Origin of the sequence: Francisella philomiragia (assembly GCF_018135955.1) — a bacterium.
Lineage (GTDB): Bacteria > Pseudomonadota > Gammaproteobacteria > Francisellales > Francisellaceae > Francisella > Francisella philomiragia.
This window is the reverse complement of record NZ_CP063138.1, coordinates 1,601,430-1,624,217: the sequence shown is the minus strand read 5'-3', so window position 1 is coordinate 1,624,217 and position 22,788 is coordinate 1,601,430. Positions and strand designations below refer to the sequence as shown.

Genomic DNA, 22,788 nt, shown 5'->3' with positions numbered 1-22,788 from the left:
CTAATAAATTTTAATAATTAAAAAATTAAAATATAAAACCGGAGAATAAATAAATGGTAGTAATTCGTATGGCACGTGGTGGTGCTAAAAAGCGTCCTTTCTATAGAATCGTAGTTGCTGATAAAAGAAGTCCAAGAGATGGTAGATTTATCGAGAAACTAGGTTTCTTTAATCCTTTAGCTAAAGGTGGTGAAGAAAGATTAAAGCTTGATGTAGCTAAAGCTGAAGCTTGGCTTGCTAAAGGTGCTCAACCATCTGATAGAGTAGCTAGCTTAATCAAAGAAGCTAAAAAAGTTGCTTAATTCGTATTTATAGAATCAAATTATTTTTCTTTTATGTCACAAGATTTTGTGGAAATAGCTAAAATTGGTGCTACATATAAGCTTGATGGCGAGCTTAACTTGTATCCTTTAGCAAGTTCAATAGAAACACTTTTGAGTTATGGCGACTGGTATATCCAGTTACCGGCTAATAGTGCTTGGCAACCACTTAAAGATGAGAGTGTCTTAAGACGAGCTGATAAGCTGTATATTAAGCTTGCTAGTGTTAATGATGTAGAAACTGCAAAGAAGTATGTTAACTCTCTAATTGGAGTGCCAAAAGAAGCATTGCCAAAGGTTGGTGACGACGAAGCTTATTTTACAGATTTAATTGCATGTACGATTGTAAATACAGCTAATGATTCATTTGGTAAAGTAATTGGGATTATTGAAACTGGTGCTAATGAAGTTTTAGTTTGTAAGAAAGACTCTGATGAATATCTTATTCCTTATGTTAAGCAATATATTGTTAGTGAAGATCTTGATTTAAAAAAAATAGTTGTTGATTGGGAATACGATTATTAGTCAATTGCTTTGTGATTCAATATTTGTGTTTGTTTGTCTTAAGTACTAAAATTAGAGCTGTTTTAATTCTAGATTTAGAAAAATGAAATTTGGCATAATATCTATATTTCCTGAAATGTTTAAGGCGATAAATGATTTTGGGATTACTGCTAGGGCGATAAAAGACTCTAAGGTATCTATAAAATGCTTTAATCCTCGAGATTATACAACTGATAAGCATGCAACGGTAGATGATACCAGCTTTGGTGGTGGAGCCGGTATGGTTATGAAATATGAACCATTATCACAGGCAATCAAAGATGCAAAAAGTACTTTAGGTTATAATACAAAAGTAGTATACTTGTCACCTCAGGGTAGTGTGTTTAATCATAATAAGGCTCTTGAGCTTTTAGAAAATGATTCATTGATACTGCTTTGTGGTAGATATGAAGGGGTTGATGAGCGCTTGATTCAAGATTATGTTGATGAAGAGATTTCAGTCGGTGATTTTGTATTAAGTGGTGGTGAGCTCCCTGCTATGTTAGTTATGGATAGTCTGATAAGGCTATTGCCAGAGGTGTTGGGTAACAAGGATTCCATGATTGAGGATTCTTTTTATGATGGTCTTTTGGACTACCCGCATTATACAAAGCCAGCTGTTTTGCCTGATGGTAATGCGGTCCCAAGTGTTTTGTTATCTGGTAATCATAAGGAAATAGCAAAATGGAGGCGTAAACAGAAGTTGATAAGAACTTATGAGCGTCGTAAAGATTTAATTGAGTGCCTATGCCTATCTGAAGAAGATAAGCAAATTATAAATGATTATAAAATAGATATGGTAAGCACAAAAGGAGAGAAAAATGAAAAATAAATTTGTTGAATTAGTAGAAAAGTCACAAATCAGAACAGATCTTCCAGAATTTAATCCAGGTGATTCGATCACTGTTAACCTATGGATTAAAGAAGGCGATAAGCAAAGAATTCAGGCTTTCAAAGGTTTCGTTCTTAGAAAAAGAAACAGAGGTCTTCACTCTGCTTTCACAGTAAGAAAAATGTCTTCAGGTATGGGTGTAGAAAGAACTTTCCAAACTCACTCACCTCTAATTGACAGTATCACTGTTGAGAAGAGAGCAGATGTACGTAGAGCTAAGCTATACTACATGAGAGGTCTTACTGGTAAGGCTGCTAGAATTAAAGAAAAAGTATAATTCTAGGAAAATCAAAAAGTGTCTACAGCTGTTGATGCTTTTCTTGATAATCTTTGGCTTGAGCACGGTTTAAGCCAAAACACTATTTCATCTTATCGCACAGATCTAAAGTTCTTACAAAGTTACTTCTCACAAGTAGAATTGATTAATCTTGATTTTGAGCAACTATATGCTTTTATATCTTATCGTTCTAAGAATGGCTATAGTAGCCGATCTAATGCGCGTATGATATCTACATTACGTAAGTTCTATAATTGGCTTATATCGACAGGACAAGCTACTACTAATCCGACTACAAAATTAACTTTACCGAAGTTAGCTAAAAGGTTGCCTAAAGATATGACAGAAGTTGATGTCGAAAGGCTACTTCAAGCGCCTGATTTAACAGATGATATTGGTATTCGTGATAAGGCAATGCTAGAGCTTATGTATGCTACCGGTTTGAGAGTTAGTGAGTTGGTTGGGCTAAATACTCATGATATAGATTTGAATGTCGGGGTAATACAAGTCATGGGTAAAGGCTCGAAAGAGCGAATTGTGCCGATAGGAGAGTATGCTCTTGAATATTTACATAAGTATTTTGAAGAGTCGCGCGAGTCGTTAGCTAAAAATTTTAAAGAGGAAGCTGTTTTTATTAGCAAACATTCAAAGAGAATAACTCGTCAATCTTTTTGGCATCGTATTAAGAGCTATGCGCTTATTGCGGGCATAAACACAGATATATCGCCACATACTCTAAGACATGCTTTTGCAACACATTTGCTCAATCATGGTGCAGATCTTAGATCGGTTCAGTTATTATTAGGTCATAGTAATGTATCAACAACAACTATTTATACACATATATCTCAAAATCGCTTACAAGAAATATACCAAAAACATCATCCAAGAGGTTAAAACTATTAGAGCTAGCGTTATTTGCTTAACTTAGAAGGTATATTTAAAAGTGATATTAAAACTTAAAAGTATAGTAAAAGCTAAACCAGGAAAAAGGTTTTATTTATTGCACAGATATTATCGTAAAAAATTATCTAATCCTCTAGTTTTATTAATGTTTTTAATAATTTCAATTGTGGCTTTGATACTTGGTCTAATTATGCTATTTACTCCTGGACCAGGATTATTTTTTATAGGATTAGCTTTATTACCATTTATTGCAATAAGTAAAAAACTTGCAAGATCACTTGATAAGTTAGAGATATATTTGCGTAGAAAAATAAATAAGAAGATATAGAAGTTTATTTAATTAAGTTTTCCTATCTAAGATATCATCAAGTTAATGAAACATAAAAGTATTATTGATATAATTAAAGGCAGTCCTTGAATTGTTTCCCTCTAAAAATATGGAGTAAAAATGAATATTCGTAGCGTTGATTACTATGCAGATAATGCAGCTGAAGAGTTTACAAAGTCTTTGAAAGAAACTGGTTTTGCAGTTTTAAAGACTCATCCTATTGACTGGAATCTTATCCAAACTGTTTATAATGAGTGGCAAGATTTTTTAAAGTCAGGTGATGCTGATAAATATTTATTTGATGTTGAAAACCAAGATGGATATTTTCCAAAAGATGTCTCTGAAGTTGCAAAGGGTGAAACAGTAAAAGACATTAAGCACTTCTATCATTTATATTTTCCTAATGGTCGATATCCTCAGGAAGTAAGTAGTGCAGCTAGAGAAATGTTTGAAAAAATGATGAAGCTTGGTGAGACACTTCTTGAATGGATAGATGAGCATATGGATCCAGCTGTTGCTAGTAAGCTACCACAACGATTAAGAGATACTGTTTCTTATGAAAGTACGTTGTTAAGAATATTACATTATCCTGCTATGAAAGGTGATGAAGAGTCAGGTGCAGTAAGAGCTGCAGCCCATGAAGATATCAACTTAATTACATTGTTGCCAATAGCTTCTTCACCAGGTTTACAAGTTTTATCACCAGTAACTAATCAATGGTATGATGTGCCATGTGATAGTGAGTCTCTAGTTATAAATATCGGTGACATGCTTCAAGAAATGACTAATGGTGAGTATATTGCAACTAAGCATAGAGTTGTAAAGCCAGAAGGTGAAATAGAGAATCTTGATCGAGTTTCAACACCGTGCTTTATACATCCTAAGCCAGAAGTATATCTATCTGAAAAATATCCTCAAGCTGGAATATTTCTAGAAGAAAGATTGAAAGAATTAGGTCTAAAATAAACGTATATATGACACAAGAACAAGTTATTTCTTATTATGAGAGTCAAGCTCATGAAGATGAGGTAAGAAGTATTCTTGAAAAAGCTAAGCAAATAATAGATGCTCAATCATCATTAAAAAATCATGCCATAGTTCTTGATATTGATGAAACTTCATTGAATCATTATTATCCTTTTAAAGAAGTAGGCTTTCCTCAACAGGAGAATCATCAAATTTGGGATGAACTACTTGCAAAAACTAGTGCTTATCCAATCAAGGCTACTTTAGACTTCTATCTTTACTGTCTTGCTAAAGGACTTAAAATATTTTTCATAAGCGCGCGTTTTGCTAAGCATCTTGAAGCGACAAAACAGGCATTACATAATGCTGGTTATGTAGGTTTTGAAGATGTATTTGTTTTTCCAAATAACTTGACAGAATATGATTCCAAGGGCTTTAAAAATTTTAAGGCAGAGAGAAGGGCTTATATTGAATCTTTGGGGTATAAGATACTTATCTCAATAGGAGATCAATCATCTGATCTAGTAGGAGGTTATGCTCTTTATACCTTTCAGCTACCTAATTATTTATACGGGGAAAATTCAGTTTTTTAGTAAACTGATTTGGATTTGAATATTAGATAATTGCCTATAAATATTAAAATTGCACAAGCTATGAGAAGTAGAATACTTATACTTTGATCAAATAGCATAAAGGCAAATAAAGGCCCCCAAATAATATAAGTAATATTTAGTGACATTGCTAAAGTTACATTTGAGTACTTAAATGCTTGCATATATGCTAGATCTGCAATATAGCCAATAACACCAATAGCAGCTATAAGTAATAGCACATAAATACTAACTGTATTGATTATAATCCAAGTGAATGGTAAGAATATTATAATTGTAGAGATCTTACGTAGAAAAAGTAATGTATTTGCCGAGACATCAGCATTCAAAACCATTTTATAGATAACACCTTCTAGTCCCCAAAAAATAGCTGCTAAAATTGCAAAGCTAAGACCTATAATGCTATTTACCTGATCAAATAATTCACTATAGGCTGTTAGGGTAATACCAATTAAAACAATTGTAAATCCTAATATTTTCAGAGGAGTTAAGCTTTCCTTGAGAAAGATTCGCGCGCCTATCATTCCTACAGCAGGATAGCATGATGATATTATGATTGCTGTCCCAGTAGAGATATCTCTTGTCGAAAGCATGTACATAGTCATCGCAAGTCCACCTAGAAGCGGGATACAGCATATACTTATAATTTGCCAAAGCTTTAGATCTTTAACTTTTTTTACAGATGATTTTGATACGACACTGACAGTTGCTGCAACTCCTAAATCATGTATTGAAGTAAGCCACATTGAAACTAAAAAAGTCATTGTAAGAAGTGTGTGAACTTGTCCTGCTAATGTATAGTCAAGACCCCAAAATATTCCAGATAGCGAGCCAAATAGAAAAGCTCGTTTTTTAAAATTCAAACCAAAAAATCCTGAGAATAAGAATAATTTATCTATACATTAGCTAATTGAATGAAATATTACAAGTATAGATGTTTATATAGTTTGAAGTTATCCGCTGATAGGCTCTTTTTGAGGTTCTATTAGTATTTCGTTTATGGCAACATTTTTTGGTTGATTCATCGCAAAAACTATTGTCTCAGCTATTTGTTGTGGCTGTATGAAATTATCTGAATCATCACTAGCATATTTTTTGACAGCCTCACTATCTGTAGACATGTTTTGCAATGGAGTAGCAACATTACCTGGTTGGATGTTGATAATTCTGACATCTTTATCAATTAACTCCAAACGAATGGCTCTAAGTGTATATTCCATAAAAGCCTTTGAACCCGAGTAAATCGCTAGACCTGGAAAGGCTTGCCTAGCAGCATCAGATGTTATGTTTATCAGCATGCCTTTATTTTTGATTAGTGATGGTAGTACAGAGTATAAAAGATTAGTAAATCCTATGACATTAGTATTTATGGTAGTCATCCATTCTTGGTAATTTCTATTCTCTATACATTGATAATACATAACACCTGCGCAGTTAATGACATAATCAAATTCACCAAAATTATCTATACTTTGGTTTATAAAACTCTCTACTTGAGCTAAATTCTGGATGTCTACTGATTGAAAGAATGTAGTATCATCTTGAATATCAATTTCACGACGCGAGCATAAAGATATTTTCATTTGCTTTTCTCGGCATGCATTAGCAATAGCTTTACCCATACCACTAGAGGCACCGACTATTAATACATGTTTATTTGTAAGTAAGCTCATCTTTACCTCCTAGAAAAATATTATTTATATATTCAGCAGTTATTTCTGGATAATTGATATTGATTTCTTTCATGATTCTTTGGTAATTGGTTCTATCATAGTTACATATTGATGAGTCGATATTTAGCTTATCTTTTGCTAAGAATTTTGTTGAGCCATCTATAATAGCATCAAGCCAATTATTATATTCGATAGTTTCATAATTGAAACATTTAGCTAATATGTTTGCGTTAAGAAAATTTTTGTTAGTAATATTAAGGGTGTTGTAGTCTGGCTTAGTCAATATGAGATATTCTACAATCTTAGTTATATGATCTACGGGAGTCATTTCTAAGTTTATATTTTGAGGTATTTTCTTCTGGGTAATTATTTCTTTTAGTAGTAACCAATTCGTATCGGATTTGTTTATATAGCTAGGTGTTTGAGGTGAGATATTTCCTAGTCTTAAAACACTTGCATTAAGACCTTTTTCAATCATTCTATGAACAAGTTTTTCTGCTGCCCACTTTGTTTGTGAGTAGCCAGACTCTAGTGATTCAATCCAATCAATGGAGTTAGATTCATCAAAAATTTTATTCAGATGTAATGGGAATATTCCATTAGTGGATATGTATATTAAATGTTTACTTTTATTCGTAAGACAAAAATCAATACAATGTGCTGTTCCATCAAGATTGCTTGGTTTCAAAGCATTATAAGGTAATAGTAGGTTAACAGACGCTGCTGTATGAATAACAGTATTTATCTCTTTAGATAGTTCTAACCATTTTTTACTATCTAAACCAAAGTTTGTTTTAGTAATATCTCCATTTAAATATACTATTTTTGAGTTTGTTTTAACGTTAAGTTTTTTAAGAGTTTTTTCGACTCTTTGTCTTGCTTGGTTTTTATCTGTAGCTCGTACCAAACAGTAAATTGTTTGTATTTTCTCATTTGATATTAAGTGAGTTAGAAGGTGAGAGCCTAAAAATCCTGTTGCGCCTGTCAATAAGATATTTCCAGTATTTGTTGAGGGTAAATCTTGGCAAATATTTGGTTTTATAGCGGTTGTAAATTTATTAATATCATCCAAGATCTCTTGAGTGATTTTTTGTTTTGTTGAGGATTGATTATTTGTTATTAGATTATAACTATCTTTTAGAGAACTTTTTTCAACAAAATTGCTGATAGTAATATCAAAGCCAAGCTCTTTTAGATTACTTATAAGTAACATTGCAGATAAGGATGATCCGCCAAGCTCAAAAAAACAGCTTGTTAGAGATATATCATCTTCAGATATATTTAAGATATTTGACCATAGTCTTTTATAGTCTTGCAGATTATTGATTGATTGAACTTCTTGAGTTTCAATGATTAAATCATCATGTTTAATGCTATTCCTATCAAGTTTGTTTGAGTATCTGTTAAGAGGTATTTCATCGAGTAGAACAATATATTTAGGGAGCATATAGTGAGCTAGATAAGGAGCAATTTTATCTAGTAGTTTTTTAGATGGTTTATTGTTATCTTTTAGATTCCATCGTTGGCGAAAAGTATCTTGATTCTCTTTAGGAATTTCTAAATATGCAATTAGTGATTCTGACATTCTTGTGGCACCAATTTTATCGACTATACAGTGCATTATGTCAAATTTATCCTTAATAACAGATTCAATAAATGGTAGTGAAAGGGTATAACCTCTTAGTTTGATAATATAATCACATCGACCATATATTGTTATTAACTGTCCATCATCTGATAGCTTGCCAAAATCTCCAGTTTTATAAAGTCGCTTCTTGATTGGACTATTTGCTGCAGTGATAAATCTTTCTGCGTTCAGATCAGGTCTATTGATATATTCATTAGCTAATCCTATAGAGTGGATATAGACTTCTCCTTTTTGGCCATTCTTAACTATTTCTTTATTTTCATCAAGCACAACTGCATCAACTTTGGGTAGTACATGACCAACAGGGACAACGCCATCTTCTTCTAAATATTTATCATTTGGGTGTAATTTATATACTGCAACATCGTGACATTCAGATATGGAATACAGATTATATATATTTGTGGAGCTCATGAATTTTTCTAGTTTGTATTGTAACCAGCTAGAAACTACTTCTCCATTTAACCAGCATGTATCAATATTATTAAATATTTCTATAGCAGTATCTTCAGAGGTTGATAATAAAGTTTCAAGATATGAAGGTGTAAAAAGAATTTCATTGATTTTCTTATTTTTGATATATTTTGCAAGCGCTTTAAAATCATAAAGTATTGTATCTGGAATTATATTAGTTCTTCCGCCTTTTAATAAGGGTCTAAATGCTTCCCAGAGATAATAAATATTACAACCAATCGAACTACCACTATCATATGGTTTGATAGTTTCTCTAATCTTATATGATTCAAGGATTGCTCTATGAGATATTGAAATTCCTTTATTTTTGCCTGTAGTACCTGATGAGTATACTAGCCAAAAATCTTTTTCTGGATCTGTGTTTATATCACTAGGTACTTGAATCTTAGAGTCATTATATTTTGAGATGATATTTATATAATCTATACATTTAACTGATTTAATATTTGGTATTTCATCACATAGGATTAGGTCCGAGTTTGTATCGTTAATAATATCTTTAAGCAAAGGTAAAGGAAATGATTTATCTAACTGTACGCAACTTGCTCCTATACTTGATACTGCCAAAAAGGCAATGATAATCTCATATCGTTTTGAACTGTATATAGAGATTATACTATTCTGATTATAGCCATTTTCTGACAAGTATCTCGCTAGATTTATAATTTGGTTAGCTGTTTGCTGATATGTAAGCTCAATATTTTCATCAGTGATAGCTATATTGTTAGGAGTTTGTTTAGCTTGTATAAAAAAGCAATTACTAAGAGTGTTTGGAATCACTATTTTAAGAGTGTTTATATGGGTATTAATAACTATGTTAAATGATTTGACTGATGAAGATAAGTAAAGAATCAAAAAATGGTTATTTTGTTAATATTTATAGATAATATTGTTATGAACTAAATCTAATTATAAGTTATCAAACTTAGAAAAATTAGTTTACAATAAGATTAGGTAGAAGAAAGTTTTCTTTGAATAATGATAGATAAAAGTGGGTATCGAGCAAATGTAGCGATAGTTTTACTGAATAGACAAGATAGAGTATTTTGGGGTCAAAGAAAGAGTAGAACCTCTTGGCAGTTTCCTCAAGGAGGAGTGGCAATAGGCGAGACACCATTGCAGGCTATGTATAGAGAGTTATACGAAGAAGTTGGTTTACGTCCTCATGATGTTGAAGTAATTGCATCTACTAGAGATTGGTTTAAATATGATATTCCAGATTCACTTGTGAGAAGTCGAGAGCCTGTATGTATAGGACAGAAACAAAAATGGTTTTTATTAAGATTAAAAACTTCAGAAAGTAATATTAACTTAGAAGCCAATGACTCTCCTGAATTTGATAATTGGCGATGGGTTAGTTATTGGTATCCAATAAATCATGTGGTTTATTTCAAGCAAGATGTTTATCGAAAAGCACTGACTTATTTCAAAGAATATATAAATTGATTTTAGTTCGATCTTTTATTTTCAACAAATGCTTTTGACCATAAGTAGGTAAAAATACCTATGTATGCAGCTACTATTACATCTGAGATAAAATGATCTAAGATAATAATTCTACTAACAGCAACGAAGCAACATACAGCTACGGCTATAATCGTGATAAATTTTTTGTCGAAAAAGTTAGCTATCGCAAGTAAGCCAGCAAAAGTTAATGCTGTATGACCAGATGGCATAGAATTATAAGCTTTTTTGAAAGAGAAAAAGTGAAAACCATATCTGTTGTCAAAGAGTAACATTTCTGGTCTATACCTTGCTAATATGACTTTGACTATAGTGGTGATTAAAATAGTCATTATCAAGGTTAATGACATAATGTAGAGTTTTTCTGATGGCTTTTTAGTTATGTGTTTATAAATACATATTAGTGTAACAATAGCAGTGATGATGGCCCAAATTTTAGGTGAAAAAATTTGAGAGGTTAGCGCTGCTAGAGTACTAATTGCTGTACCGAAAAAATCACTAGTATGTATAAAATTTGCTACTTTTACATCTAAGAAACTATAGCTAAATACTACGATTATTAATGTTATTATACCGTATAAAAAAGTTCTTTTTGCAAGCTTACAATCAAGGCATTTCATAGTTAAAATTATTCAAAATTACCAAATTAGTTGATAAAGTATAATACTATTACAAATGATTTTAAATACTAAGATGTTCGAGCAAGGTTGGTATAAAAAAGCTAAGCATATAAAAAGTCCTAACTTTAATCAAAGACCTAATGTTAATGATATCAGTCTAGTAGTTATACATTGTATAAGTTTACCAGAAGGTGAGTATGATAATACTAATGTTGAGAAGCTTTTTGCCAACAAGCTTGATTGCCAGCAACATGAGAGCTTTCAAAGTTTAAATGGTGTACAAGTATCTGCACATTTTTATATAAAAAGAAATGGCGAGATAATGCAATTTGTTTCTGCAGATGATAGAGCGTGGCATGCTGGAGTAAGTGAATTTAATGGCCGACAAGGCTGTAATGATTTTTCGATAGGAATAGAATTGCAAGGCACTGATAATAGTGTGTATAATCAACAACAATATAATTCGCTCAATACTTTATTAAGAGATTTACAGCAGAGTTATCGAGAGTTGAGTGATATTGCTGCACATAGTGATATCGCACCGAATAGAAAAACAGACCCTGGTAAATATTTTGATTGGAGAAAGGTAGATTTTAAATCTAAAGGAGATTAGAGAGATGAGTAGAGAACAGCAATTGATAGACTTGTTGTATAAAGAGGTTGTACCAGCTGAAGGATGTACAGAGCCTGTGGCTTTGGCGTATTGTGCTGCAAAAACACGAGATGTGCTAGGACATATACCTGATAGAATAGATGTTTTTGCTTCTGGTAATATGATAAAGAATGTAAAAAGCGTAACTGTGCCAAATAGTGGTGGAATGATTGGTATAGAAGCCTCTGTCGCGATGGGTACAATTGCTGGTAATGCAGCTAAAGAACTTATGGTAATTTCTGGGGTAACTAAAGCAGATCTTCCGAAAGTACAAGAGTATTTACAAAAAGATTGTATAAAAGTATTTAATGCATCCAAGCCTATAAAGCTATATATTCGTATAGAAGCGTATTACAAACAAGACAAGGTTATAGTCGAGTTTAAATATACGCATACAAATATTACTTTAATCAAGAAGAATGATGAAATTATTTATGAAGTTGATGATGCAGATAATAAGAGCAATCTTGTTGATGAAATAATCTCTAAATTCTCGATTAAAGAGATTTACAAAATTGCATCTCATTTAGATACATCTAAAATTAGTGATATGTTAGATAAAATTGTTAAAGATAATTCTAATATATCAAATGAGGGTTTGGTGCATCAATATGGTATCCAGACTGGTAGAAATATTCGTTCAGGTATCGATAATGGCTTTTATGGAGATGATATCCGTAATCGTGCTGCGGCAGCAGCATCAGCTGGTAGTGATGCAAGAATGGGAGGCTCGGCATTACCTGTGATGACAGCCGCTGGTAGTGGTAACATAGGGCTGACTTTATCATTACCACTTATTGAGTTTGCAAAGTCAAAGGGCAAGTCTCAAGAAGAGCTATATCGCGCTTTATTCTTTGCTATTGTTTCAACAGTTTATATCAAATCAAGTATTGGTAGGCTATCAGCTCTATGTGGACCAACATGCGCATCTGCTGGTATTGCTGGTGGTTTAGCAATGATGTTAAACTTATCTGAGGATAAAGTTGAGAAATCTATCATTAATGCTTTAGCAGGAATTATTGGTATTATGTGTGATGGTGCTAATTCATCATGCTCGATTAAGATAGCAAACTCAGTATATGCAGCGTTTGATGCTGTGAATGCTGCAATGCTTGGTAATACGGTAACTCCACATGACGGTATTGTTGGTGATGATGTTGAAGATACAATCAAAAATATTGCAATCTTAGCCACTGGTAAAGGAATGAATGAAACAGATGATGCTATTTTGGGAGTAATGACAGGAAGATTGGCAGATATCTGTAAATAAAAGCAGATTTTAATGACCCTAGGTTGCCGTATCTTTTATCAAAAAATATCTTTTATTTTATAAATTTTTCTAAATGAGAAACTAAATTATCTTTTTACTTTAAAGATATGCAGATAATAGTGGCGATATACACAAAATGATTCCAACTAAAACTATATAGTAAACAGAAATAGTTTTATATTTTGCAAATCTATCTACCTTAAAAACAATATAGGCCGGTATTAAACAACCTATGATGCCAAATATAGGACCACACCATGGAACTAAATAAAAAATAGGTATTTTGAATATAATAGATAACCATGTTAATAGTATTATCAAAATAATAATAGTTGCTTCTATTTGATTTGAAGAGAATTTGTTCTTATCAAAGAATTTTTTTGTGATATTTAATAGTACACCTCGTAATGACTCTCTCATTCCTGTTAAAATGCTCAAGAAAGCTGCTAAAATAGCACAAATATTTATAATTACTCCGAGTATTTGCAAAAATGTATTATGACTATAGATTTTTAAGAGTATTGAAAATACAGATTGGTTGTGATTCTTTGCCAAAATTGCTTGATCTTGAGGAATAATTAAAGCCAAAGAAAGAACATAAAAAGAAACAATTATCAATAATGTAAAAAAAGCTATTTTCATAGTTCTTTGAGCTTTGTATTTTGCTAAATCATTATTCTTAGAGTATTGTTCTCTATATCCCATCACCATGGGACTTAATGATTGTATAAATAATATGGTTGTTAAAGAAAATGGAATCATAATTATTGTTTTAGGTACAGCCTCCCAGCCTTTTGGATAAATACTCAGCTGAGAGAAGTTCCATTCAGGGATAACATATATAGCTGCTATGATAACAGAGCATAGAAGTATAAGAGTTAGTAAAGTAGATGCTTTGAATAGTAGATTTTTACTTTTTGTTCCAATAGCTACTAAAATGATCATTAATATCAAGCTATAAATAGTACTATTATCGAGTCTAATATTTATTATATTAAAGTGATATAGATAATCGCTAAGAGCATTTGCTACTGTCTCAGCATAAACTATAGTCCATATGGACATCATTATAAAATATAAAAAACCAAGAACAATGCTCCATTTTTCACCTAATAGGTCTTTTATGGTTTCACTGTAGCATTTTGACTCCTTGGTATCAAATAGAGTGTTCATATACAGTTTTTGAAATAAAAAAATAGCAGGGTAGGCAAATAATGCAGATATTAAATATATAAATATGCCAGATACTCCAACTGTAACTGGTACCAAAACTATACCAGCCCCTAGAGCCATACCAAAGCTTATTACAAGCCAGCCCCAATCAAAAGAGTCAAAATTTTTTGAGTATAAGATGGACACTTAATCTTCCTTTAAGTTAAGTATTATTTTTAATTATACTCCTTATTTGTAGAGAGAGAAAAATATTATTCAATTTCAGCTTTATCACCATGATTTTCAAGCCAATCTCGACGGTCTTTGGCTCTTTTTTTCGCCAAAAGCATATCTAAAATTTCAGCATCATCATACGTATTAGAGATTGTAAGCTGTAAAAGTCTTCTAGATGATACATCCATAGCTGATTCACGTAATTGGATAGGATTCATCTCGCCAAGACCCTTGAAACGCATAATATTTATCTTACCTGTTAGTTTGGTATTCTCAGCTAAAATCTTTTCTTTTTCGTTTTCATCAAGAGCATAAAAAGTATTCTTACCGATGTCAATTCTAAATAGTGGCGGTTGAGCAATATAAATGTGCCCATACTCGATAAGTTTTCTGAAATGTTTAAGAAACATGGCACATAAAAGAGTTGCAATATGTAGGCCGTCTGAGTCAGCATCAGCAAGGATACAAATCTTGTTGTATCTTAAGCCAGAAATATCATCGCTATCTGGATCAACGCCAATTGCTGTAGCAATGTTATGAACTTCTTGGGAGTTCATAATAGTATCTGCATCAAGCTCCCAACTATTTAGGATTTTACCTTTAAGAGGTAAGACAGCTTGAAAGTTTTTATCACGTGCTTGTTTAGCGGAGCCCCCAGCAGAGTCACCTTCTACTATAAAAAGTTCAGTCGAGTTTACATCAGAACTGATACAATCTGTAAGTTTACCAGGCAAGCGAATCGAAGTATTCATAATACGCTTACGAGTAGTTTTTTTATCAGCGTTAATTCTTTTTTGGGCAATGCTATTAATATTTTCGATGATTTGACGGGCTTCATCAGGATTTTGATTCAGCCATATTGTTAGCAAATCTTTGACAGCTGTGGTTACAAATGAAGTCACATCTTTATTGGAGAGTTTTTCCTTTGTCTGGCCTGTAAATTGAGGATTTGTTATTTTTACGGATATTACGTAATTTAACTTAGCAAATGAGTCGTTTGCTGTAATTTTGACATTCTTTATCCCAAGAGAATTTTTTTCAATATAAGTTTTGATAGCTTCATAAACACCATTTTTAAGACCTGTAACATGTGTGCCATCTTGCGGTGTTGGAATTAGGTTAACATAACTGTTTTTGATACTTTCTAAAGGATCCTCACACCAGCAAAATACAGCATCTAAATAAGAATCACCATTTGAAAAATTATCTATCATAAAAGGCTCAAGCGGAAGAGTCTCAGCTTCTAATTTATGGTCAAGGTAACCTTTTAATCCTGTTTCAAAATGCCAAGAGATTCTTTCTTTTTTTATTTCATTTGAGTATTTAATTGTAAGTGCTTTGCAGAGTATTGCTTTAGCTTCTAAGAGATTTTTAAGAGCTTTAACGTTAACTTTGATATCATCAAAATATTTTTTGTTAGGCCAAAATCTAATTTTAGTACCAGTATTTTTTTTACCAACGCTATCAATGATCTCTAAATCTTTAGTTTTTAGACCATCTTCAAAAGTTATTTGATAAACATTACCATCACGTTTGATTTCTGCTTCAAGTTTGCTTGATAAGGCATTGACAACAGAAACCCCAACTCCGTGAAGACCACCAGAGTGTGTATAGTTTTTGTTGCTGAATTTACCACCTGAATGTAGTTTAGTCATAATAAGCTCGATACCGGACATTTTGTGCTCTGGATGGATATCTACAGGCATACCGCGACCATCATCAGCTACTTCGATACTATTATCATCATATAAGGTGATATTTATTTTACTAGCATATCCAGCTAAAACTTCGTCAACACTATTATCAACAATTTCTTGTATAAGATGGTTTGGGTTTTCGGTATTAGTGTACATACCAGGTCTTTTCTTTACAGGATCTAAACCAGTAAGAACTTCGATAGATTTAGCATTATAGTTTTGCATTTATAAATTTTTAGATATTTGAAATATATTATTTAAAGTAGATTCTATCATATAATCATTTTAATTCGTAAACCTAAGGCATAAAGGTCCTTGATATTTACTTTTTGAGAAAATAGCAACTGTAAGGAAAAAATATTATTAGTCCAATAAGTGGCAGTAGTACAAATGCAAAAGCTAGAGTAAATTCACTGCCAAAATGAATTTGACTAATTACAGCAGTAGTTATTGAAGCAATTCCCATCTGCATAAAACCCATAACTGAAGATGCTGCTCCAGCAGTAGTAGTAAAGTTCTCTAATGCTATTGGTGTTAATAAGGGTACACTGAATGATACACCTATAAATGTCAGAGAAAGAACACCAGTTAAAGCTATAGATAGGGTTAATCCTGTTAATTTGTGGAATGCATAAATAAAGAGCAATCCTGATATTAAAGTACAAAGCATACCAAAATTAACTAAATGCTTATAAGCTATTACACGACTTAGCTTTGAGCATATAATTGATCCTAATACTACGGCAGTAACCATAATTGTAAGTAGATATAAGAAATTAGCTTTTTCAAGCTTTAAAATATTTATAAAAATATCGGGAGCTGTAACTAAACAGGCGTATATCACACTAATATTTATTCCTAATACAAAGGTTGCAAAGAAGAATTGATGATCCTTGAAAAGGGAAAAGTAATTCTTAAAGAAGGATCTCAGGGTTAGTGCATCTATATTTTTTTCTTTTACTGTTTCTGGAAAAAAAACAGTTACTTGAATAAATAAAAATGTAGCAGCGACTAATAATATCCAGAATATCAGGTTAGGACTAAGGAAAACTCCTAGAATAGCACCAAATGCAGGAGCTAAAGCAAAAGCAATATTCATAATAGCAAATATAGCGCCTTGCTCACTAACTTTAAAAGCATCTTTGACGGCAACTGTTGCTATTACACCGCCAGCAGCAGCACCAAATCCCTGAAGTAGTCTTGCATAAATTAGAGTGTCAATATTTGTGCTGAGTAGACATATTATTGAACTAATGATAAAAAAGCCTGAGCCTACTAACATTACAGGCTTACGTCCAAACCTATCTGAAAAAGGACCGTATAAAAGCTGGCTAACTGAATAACCAAGTAGGTAAGATGTTATAGTTAGTTGTACATGAGGATAGTCTGTGCCTAAAATAGTTTTGATTTCTGGTAAAGCAGGAGCATAAATAGTGTCACCAAAAGGTCCCAAAGAGACCATTAGAATCAAAATGAAAATCGATGGACGTATACCTTTATACATTAGTCAGAACCACTCTTACTAAAGTCACCAACTATTATGGTGGCAGTTTTACCTTTTGGTATAGGGGTTGTGTTATTTGATGTTACAACACCTTCAGCTATCGAAGAGTTAGAGTTTTGTGCTTCTGAATTTGTACTGTTGCTCGAACTTGGTGAATTTTGATTAGTTGAGTTCGATATATCTGTATTACCACTAGCATTTGCGACAACCGCTGCAGTTGTCGCTGCTGAGCCAGTACTGTTTTTAGACTTGTCAGAGTCAACTTCTTTGCTAGATAGATCTTTTGGTGTATTTTCCATAGGAGCCGATTTTGGTTGTTCTAGAGGATAAATAACCTTAACGTTTTGACCTCGGTCGACTTTATAGTCACCTAGGATATTTTCATAAATAACTCTATCACTATGAGCATCAACTAAATATGTAGTACCACTATCAGCTTCTACAAGTATACCTTTTTCAGTTGGAACTAATTGTCCTGAAATTCCATAGTCAAAAAAGTCGCTTCTAGGAGTAAGTTTATATCTACCTAAGTAATCTCCATTCAGCGAGTTGAAAAAGTGTAAATAACCTTGATAATCAGCGACTACAATCAATCCTTTATAATATATAGGAGCAGTTATTTTGCGCCACTCTAGTATATTTTGTGTCCAAACTGTATCTCCAGTTTGGATATCGTATGCTTTAAGCTCACTATTAGCTTGTACTGTGAAAATCACACCATTATTAATAGCCATATTATTAATTATAGAAGCTTTTTTTGCCCAAAGCATTTTTCCGGTATCTCTATCTAGAGCAACAATAGCACCTTGATAGGCACCAAATATAAGATAGTTACCATATAACATTGGATTTGATGTGATATCTACCATCTTATCAGCAGGTGAAGAGCCATGGGCAATAGCAATTGGTAAGTTGATAGTTCTATCACCATTGTCTAGAGTAAAGCCTAGTACTGTACCAAAAGCAGACCCTACCATCACAGTGTCATTAAGTATAATAGGAGATGAGTCACTTGGTAGTGTTATCTCAGGAATATTGTTTGTTACATTCCATACTTTTGCACCGTTGGTGACATCAAAAGAAGTCACAGAACCATCGTGAGTATGAGTATATAAATGGTTGCTATATATTGTTGGTTGAGAAAAGATACTACTTGGAGCATCTGTCCGCCATAGTATTTGACCATCTTTTTGATCGACAGCTGTTAAAGTTCCTTTTATAGAACCAAATATTACCGCGTTAGCTATAGTACTTGGTTGAGATGATAGAATGGTGCCAGTATCATGCTTCCAAATTATTTTACCATTTGTAATTGCTAAACCATAAGCCATACCATTTTGATTAGGAACAAATACCATATTATTAGCATATGCAGGTGAGACATTATAGATTGGTAAACCGCCATTACCATTACCCGTAGATCTGCTCCATTTAACTTTCACCTTAGCCTCCTTAGGAGGTTTTTCGGCTAATGGTGTGGGTGGTGGGACATTACTCTCAGAACAACTAGCGACTAATAATGATAGTAGCAAAGGAGTTGTTAATAAAAATAATTTTTTCATGATTATTTAGCGTTATTTATAAGTTGGGTAATTATTTGTTTGAATTCAGCTGAGCTGTTAGGATCTTGTAGAGCTTTATTCCAAGCATCTAATGCTTTATCCTTATCTTTTTTCTCACTATAAGCTTCGCCTAATAGCATTAGTGGATATGCATTGCTATTTAGAGAGTTAATGCTTTGAAGAATAGAGATAGCTTTATCAGGGTTGTTACTTGATATATAAAGCTTAGCAAGCCTAACTTTTGTAATATCTGTCAAGGTATCATTAGGATTGCTTTGGACACTCTGTTGCAATACATCAATAGCTTTAGGTAGGTTGGATAAATTAATATTAAAACTCTTGGTATCTAAATCAGTAGGAGCCATATATAAATCAGCTAATTGCCAACTAGCAAATATGCCAAAGCTAGTATTTGGGTAGTCTTTTGTTACCTCTTCAAATTTTGATATTTTTATACTTGTCGGAGATTTAGGATTTTCATTTGCAATTAGTGCTCTTTGGTAAATGTCTGATGCTTCAAACATGCGTTTTTCATTATCAGAGTTATAAAACTGTAAAATTATAGTGCAAATGATAGCTACAACTATTATACCTACTATCGTATATAGGGCTTGACTTTGTTTTTTAGATAAATTTTTCATGGTTATTGACGTCTACAAATTAAATTTGTTTATAGTAAACTTACAACATCTTAACATAAAAGTTGCCAACGTTCTAAGTTTATTAGTTAGATTTAGAATGTAATGTTTCGGTCTTTTATGCTAAAATATGATTTTGTTTTTCTGAGTTTAATCAGTAATTATTACGTTTAAAAATTATTTGAATATGGCATTAATATCTTTAGCAATTGATTATAAAAAATCCCCAATAGAAGTTCGTAGTGAGTTTGCACTTTCAGGGCTTGATGTGTCGATGTTATATAAGTCAATACTAGCTATAGATAATGTTGTTCATGCTGTGATTTTGTCAACATGTAATCGGACTGAAGTATATCTTGAAATAACAGATTTAAGAGTTGTAGATGATATTTTGGCTTGGTGGCAAAGTTATGTTAGAAATCCAGAATTTAAAATAAGAGATTACTTTAAATTACGTCAAGGTACCGAAGTAATCATGCATTTGATGAAACTAGCATGTGGTTTGGAATCTATGGTTTTAGGAGAACCTCAGATATTAGGTCAGGTTAAAGATTCATATACTCTTAGTAAAAAAAATCATGCTATAGGTAAGGAATTAGATAGAGTCTTCCAGAAGGTTTTTGCTACAGCTAAAAAGGTTCGTAGTGAAACTAGAATCGGTCACTGTCCTGTATCAGTAGCATTTTCAGCAATTACTTTAGCTAAAAAGCAGTTGGACAATATTTCTACCAAAAATGTGCTTATAGTAGGTGCTGGTCAAACAGGGGAGCTTTTATTTCGCCATGTGACAGCTCTTAATCCTAAACATATTATGTTAGCTAATAGAACAATAGAAAAAGCTGAAAAAATTACATCTACCTTTAATAATGCTAGTGCATATTATTTATCAGATTTACCTAAACTGATTAAAAAAGCGGATATTATAATTGCAGCAGTTAATGTTACTGAGTACATAGTCAAATGTGAAGATGTAGGAGAAAAGCCAAGAGTTTTTATTGATATTTCTATACCACAGGCATTAGATCCTAAATTAGGAGATCTAGAACAGAATGCTTATTATTGTGTTGATGACATTAATACAGTTATAGAAGGCAATAAGGATAAAAGGAAACATGAGAGCTCAAGAGCTCAAAAAATTATTGTAAAATCACTAGAAGATTATCTAGAAAAAGAAAAAGCAATTATTTCAAATAGTGCTATTAAGGAACTATTTCAAAAAGCGGATGGCTTAGTGGATTTATCATTAGAAAAAAGCTTAGCGAAAATAAGAAATGGTAAAGATCCTGAAGAAGTGCTTAAAAGATTTGCTTATGAGATTAAAAAGAAAGTATTACACTATCCTGTGGTCGGTATGAAAGAGGCTTCTAAGCAGGGTAGAAGTGATTGTTTAGTATGTATGAAACGAATGTTTGGTTTAAATGTGGAAAAATAAATGAAAGATTCTATTAAAGCAAAACTGCAAAGTTTGATAGAAAGACATGAAGAAGTCAGTGCATTATTAGGTGAAGCTAATGTTATTTCTGATCAGAATAAGTTTAGAGACTTATCAAAAGAATATTCTCATCTTGAGCCTATTGTTATGGCATTTAAAGAATACACTCAAGCTCTTGAAGATAAAGAGGCCGCCTATGAAATGCTCAATGAGAAAGATGCAGAGCTAGTTGAAATGGCAAAAGAAGAATTAAAATCAGCTAATGAGTCAATTGAGAGACTTGAAGATGAATTACAGATACTTCTTTTACCACGTGATCCAAATGATGATGCTAATATTTTCTTAGAGATTCGTGCTGGAACTGGTGGTGATGAAGCATCAATATTCTCCGGTGATTTGTTTAAGATGTATTCAAAATACGCTGAGCAAAGAGGCTGGAAAATTGAGGTCGTTTCAGCTAGTGAAGGTGAGCATGGTGGTTACAAAGAGATTATCTCAAGGATATATGGCGATGGTGTATATTCACAATTAAAATTTGAATCAGGTGCTCATAGAGTACAAAGAGTACCTGCTACAGAGTCACAAGGTAGAATTCATACTTCAGCATGTACTGTTGCGGTTATGCCTGAAGCAGATGAGGTTGAGGGAATTGATATTAATCCTGCTGATATTAAAGTGGATACTTTTAGAGCATCAGGTGCTGGAGGGCAGCACGTCAATAAAACTGACTCGGCGATTAGAATTACACATATCCCAACAGGTGTGGTTGTTGAATGCCAAGATCAAAGATCACAGCATAAAAATCGTGCAGCTGCAATGTCAATGCTTAAGTCAAAACTTCTACAAGCAGAGATTGATAAGCAACAAAAAGAGCAATCTGATACACGTAAGAATCTAGTAGGTAGTGGTGATAGATCTGAGAGAATTCGAACGTATAACTATCCTCAAGGTAGAGTTACTGACCATCGTATTAACTTAACTCTTTATAAACTTGATGAAGTTATGGAAGGAAGTCTAGATAGTATTATCCAGCCACTAATCTTAGAGCATCAAGCTGATCTTCTAGCAACTATGTCAGATGAGTAATATCTCAATATCTCAAATGTTAGCTTCAGCTGTAGCTAAATTTCCTCAAAGTGACTCATCAATAAAACATGATCTACAAATGATTATTTGCGATGTTTTGGGTGTTGATAAGACTTATCTTTATCTAAATTCTGATAAGCAGTTAGATAATGCCATACTTACAAAAATAAATGGGAAAATTTTACGTCTTTTAGCGGGCGAGCCATTAGCTTATATTCTTGGTTATAAATATTTTTGGAATCAAAAGCTATCTGTAACTAAAGATACTCTTATACCCCGAGCAGATACTGAAGTTATAGTTGCTGCAGTGTTAGATGATATACAAGATAAAAATCCTCAACTAAAAATATTAGATCTTGGTACGGGCTCTGGCGCGATTGCTTTAGCTTTGGCCGATGAGCTACCTAAGAGTCAAGTTGTGGCTGTTGATTTATACTCTAAGACTCTAGATGTTGCTAAAAAAAATGCTCACGCCAATAATATTACTAATGTTAAATTTATGCAAAGTAGTTGGTATGAAAATTTAGATGAGACTAAGTTTGACATCATAGTATCAAATCCACCATATATAGATATTGACGATGCCAATATTGATGATAGTGTTAGAGAGCATGAACCATCAAGAGCTTTATTTGCGGCAGATAATGGCTTAGCAGATATTAGAATAATCATATCCCAAGCAAGTCGTTTTCTAAAACAAGGAGGATATTTGTATATAGAGCATGGCTTCACCCAAGCGAATGATATAGCAAATATATTTTCTCAGTATAGTTTTTGTGACATTCAGACTATTAAAGATTTAAATCATAAAGATAGGTGTACAAAAGCTAGGTTTTGAG

General features: G+C 32.7%; 23 protein-coding genes. 14 read left to right on the top strand and 9 right to left on the bottom strand.

Features of this window, described 5'->3' with window-relative positions:
• Window positions 1-53: 53 nt before the first annotated feature.
• The 8 genes from rpsP to IMS64_RS07935 all read left to right on the top strand — a co-directional run bounded on the left by rpsP (window position 54) and on the right by IMS64_RS07935 (window position 4,825).
• Window positions 54-302, top strand: a complete 249-nt coding sequence (rpsP, locus tag IMS64_RS07970; protein WP_004287066.1) for a 30S ribosomal protein S16 — start codon at window positions 54-56, stop codon at window positions 300-302.
• Window positions 303-335: 33 nt separating this feature from the next.
• Complete coding sequence (gene rimM / locus IMS64_RS07965) at window positions 336-845, top strand: ribosome maturation factor RimM (protein ID WP_211490374.1); 510 nt, start codon at window positions 336-338, stop codon at window positions 843-845.
• A gap of 82 nt (window positions 846-927) precedes the next feature.
• Window positions 928-1,695 (top strand): tRNA (guanosine(37)-N1)-methyltransferase TrmD, encoded by a 768-nt coding sequence (gene trmD, locus IMS64_RS07960; RefSeq protein WP_159183768.1) that lies wholly within the window; start codon window positions 928-930, stop codon window positions 1,693-1,695.
• Window positions 1,685-2,032: a 50S ribosomal protein L19 gene (gene rplS / locus IMS64_RS07955; protein ID WP_004287069.1), complete on the top strand. Its 348-nt coding sequence runs from the start codon at window positions 1,685-1,687 to the stop codon at window positions 2,030-2,032. The genes trmD and rplS overlap by 11 nt, the downstream gene beginning before the upstream one ends.
• A gap of 18 nt (window positions 2,033-2,050) precedes the next feature.
• Window positions 2,051-2,929: a site-specific tyrosine recombinase XerD gene (gene xerD / locus IMS64_RS07950; protein ID WP_211490373.1), complete on the top strand. Its 879-nt coding sequence runs from the start codon at window positions 2,051-2,053 to the stop codon at window positions 2,927-2,929.
• A 154-nt stretch (window positions 2,930-3,083) separates the two neighbouring features.
• Window positions 3,084-3,266: a PGPGW domain-containing protein gene (locus IMS64_RS09850; protein ID WP_244972901.1), complete on the top strand. Its 183-nt coding sequence runs from the start codon at window positions 3,084-3,086 to the stop codon at window positions 3,264-3,266.
• A gap of 120 nt (window positions 3,267-3,386) precedes the next feature.
• The gene (locus IMS64_RS07940; RefSeq protein ID WP_211490371.1) at window positions 3,387-4,232 is read left to right on the top strand and encodes an isopenicillin N synthase family oxygenase; all 846 of its coding nucleotides are present in this window, start codon (window positions 3,387-3,389) and stop codon (window positions 4,230-4,232) included.
• Window positions 4,233-4,240: 8 nt separating this feature from the next.
• Complete coding sequence (locus IMS64_RS07935; RefSeq protein ID WP_211490370.1) at window positions 4,241-4,825, top strand: HAD family acid phosphatase; 585 nt, start codon at window positions 4,241-4,243, stop codon at window positions 4,823-4,825.
• On the opposite strand, the gene IMS64_RS07930 is transcribed toward IMS64_RS07935, so the two are convergent.
• The 3 genes from IMS64_RS07930 to IMS64_RS07920 form a co-directional block, all read right to left on the bottom strand.
• On the bottom strand, window positions 4,822-5,706 hold the full coding sequence (locus IMS64_RS07930) for a DMT family transporter (protein WP_211490369.1): 885 nt from the start codon (window positions 5,704-5,706) through the stop codon (window positions 4,822-4,824). The genes IMS64_RS07935 and IMS64_RS07930 overlap by 4 nt on opposite strands.
• Before the next feature lie 90 nt (window positions 5,707-5,796).
• Entirely contained in the window at window positions 5,797-6,516 is a 720-nt protein-coding gene (locus IMS64_RS07925; RefSeq protein ID WP_211490368.1) for an SDR family oxidoreductase, read from the bottom strand.
• Window positions 6,497-9,418: a non-ribosomal peptide synthetase gene (locus tag IMS64_RS07920; RefSeq protein WP_244972900.1), complete on the bottom strand. Its 2,922-nt coding sequence runs from the start codon at window positions 9,416-9,418 to the stop codon at window positions 6,497-6,499. The genes IMS64_RS07925 and IMS64_RS07920 overlap by 20 nt, the downstream gene beginning before the upstream one ends.
• A 198-nt stretch (window positions 9,419-9,616) precedes the next feature.
• Between IMS64_RS07920 and IMS64_RS07915 the strand changes: the two genes are divergently transcribed.
• Window positions 9,617-10,084, top strand: a complete 468-nt coding sequence (locus IMS64_RS07915) for an RNA pyrophosphohydrolase (protein WP_004287076.1) — start codon at window positions 9,617-9,619, stop codon at window positions 10,082-10,084.
• Between the two features lie 2 nt (window positions 10,085-10,086).
• Here the strand turns inward: IMS64_RS07915 and IMS64_RS07910 are convergent, their stop codons facing one another.
• The gene (locus IMS64_RS07910) at window positions 10,087-10,722 is read right to left on the bottom strand and encodes a phosphatase PAP2 family protein (RefSeq protein WP_211490366.1); all 636 of its coding nucleotides are present in this window, start codon (window positions 10,720-10,722) and stop codon (window positions 10,087-10,089) included.
• 73 nt (window positions 10,723-10,795) lie between these two features.
• Between IMS64_RS07910 and ampD the strand changes: the two genes are divergently transcribed.
• Window positions 10,796-11,335, top strand: a complete 540-nt coding sequence (gene ampD / locus IMS64_RS07905) for a 1,6-anhydro-N-acetylmuramyl-L-alanine amidase AmpD (protein ID WP_211491107.1) — start codon at window positions 10,796-10,798, stop codon at window positions 11,333-11,335.
• A gap of 4 nt (window positions 11,336-11,339) precedes the next feature.
• Window positions 11,340-12,644 carry an L-cysteine desulfidase family protein gene (locus IMS64_RS07900; protein ID WP_035736910.1) on the top strand — a complete coding sequence of 435 codons (1,305 nt, stop codon included), beginning with the start codon at window positions 11,340-11,342 and terminating at the stop codon, window positions 12,642-12,644.
• 99 nt (window positions 12,645-12,743) lie between these two features.
• Here IMS64_RS07900 and IMS64_RS07895 read toward each other — a convergent pair whose 3' ends face one another.
• The 5 genes from IMS64_RS07895 to IMS64_RS07875 all read right to left on the bottom strand — a co-directional run bounded on the left by IMS64_RS07895 (window position 12,744) and on the right by IMS64_RS07875 (window position 19,434).
• A complete protein-coding gene (locus IMS64_RS07895) occupies window positions 12,744-14,003 on the bottom strand; it encodes an aromatic amino acid transport family protein (protein ID WP_012280452.1) in 1,260 nt (419 codons plus the stop codon).
• A 65-nt stretch (window positions 14,004-14,068) separates the two neighbouring features.
• Window positions 14,069-15,952: a DNA topoisomerase IV subunit B gene (parE, locus tag IMS64_RS07890; RefSeq protein ID WP_211490365.1), complete on the bottom strand. Its 1,884-nt coding sequence runs from the start codon at window positions 15,950-15,952 to the stop codon at window positions 14,069-14,071.
• Window positions 15,953-16,049: 97 nt separating this feature from the next.
• Window positions 16,050-17,231: a multidrug effflux MFS transporter gene (locus IMS64_RS07885; RefSeq protein ID WP_012280454.1), complete on the bottom strand. Its 1,182-nt coding sequence runs from the start codon at window positions 17,229-17,231 to the stop codon at window positions 16,050-16,052.
• A complete protein-coding gene (gene bamB, locus IMS64_RS07880) occupies window positions 17,231-18,793 on the bottom strand; it encodes an outer membrane protein assembly factor BamB (protein WP_211490364.1) in 1,563 nt (520 codons plus the stop codon). The genes IMS64_RS07885 and bamB overlap by 1 nt, the downstream gene beginning before the upstream one ends.
• Window positions 18,794-18,795: 2 nt before the next feature.
• A complete protein-coding gene (locus IMS64_RS07875; RefSeq protein ID WP_088821653.1) occupies window positions 18,796-19,434 on the bottom strand; it encodes a YfgM family protein in 639 nt (212 codons plus the stop codon).
• Between the two features lie 184 nt (window positions 19,435-19,618).
• Here IMS64_RS07875 and IMS64_RS07870 point away from each other — a divergent pair, with 184 nt between their 5' ends.
• Genes IMS64_RS07870 through prmC form a run of 3 tightly spaced genes read left to right on the top strand, consistent with a single transcriptional unit; the run spans window position 19,619 to window position 22,787 of the window.
• A complete protein-coding gene (locus tag IMS64_RS07870) occupies window positions 19,619-20,863 on the top strand; it encodes a glutamyl-tRNA reductase (protein ID WP_042524019.1) in 1,245 nt (414 codons plus the stop codon).
• Complete coding sequence (prfA, locus tag IMS64_RS07865) at window positions 20,864-21,949, top strand: peptide chain release factor 1 (protein ID WP_012280458.1); 1,086 nt, start codon at window positions 20,864-20,866, stop codon at window positions 21,947-21,949.
• Window positions 21,942-22,787, top strand: a complete 846-nt coding sequence (prmC, locus tag IMS64_RS07860) for a peptide chain release factor N(5)-glutamine methyltransferase (RefSeq protein ID WP_211490363.1) — start codon at window positions 21,942-21,944, stop codon at window positions 22,785-22,787. Before prfA ends, prmC begins: the two co-directional genes overlap by 8 nt.
• Window position 22,788: the final 1 nt, after the last annotated feature.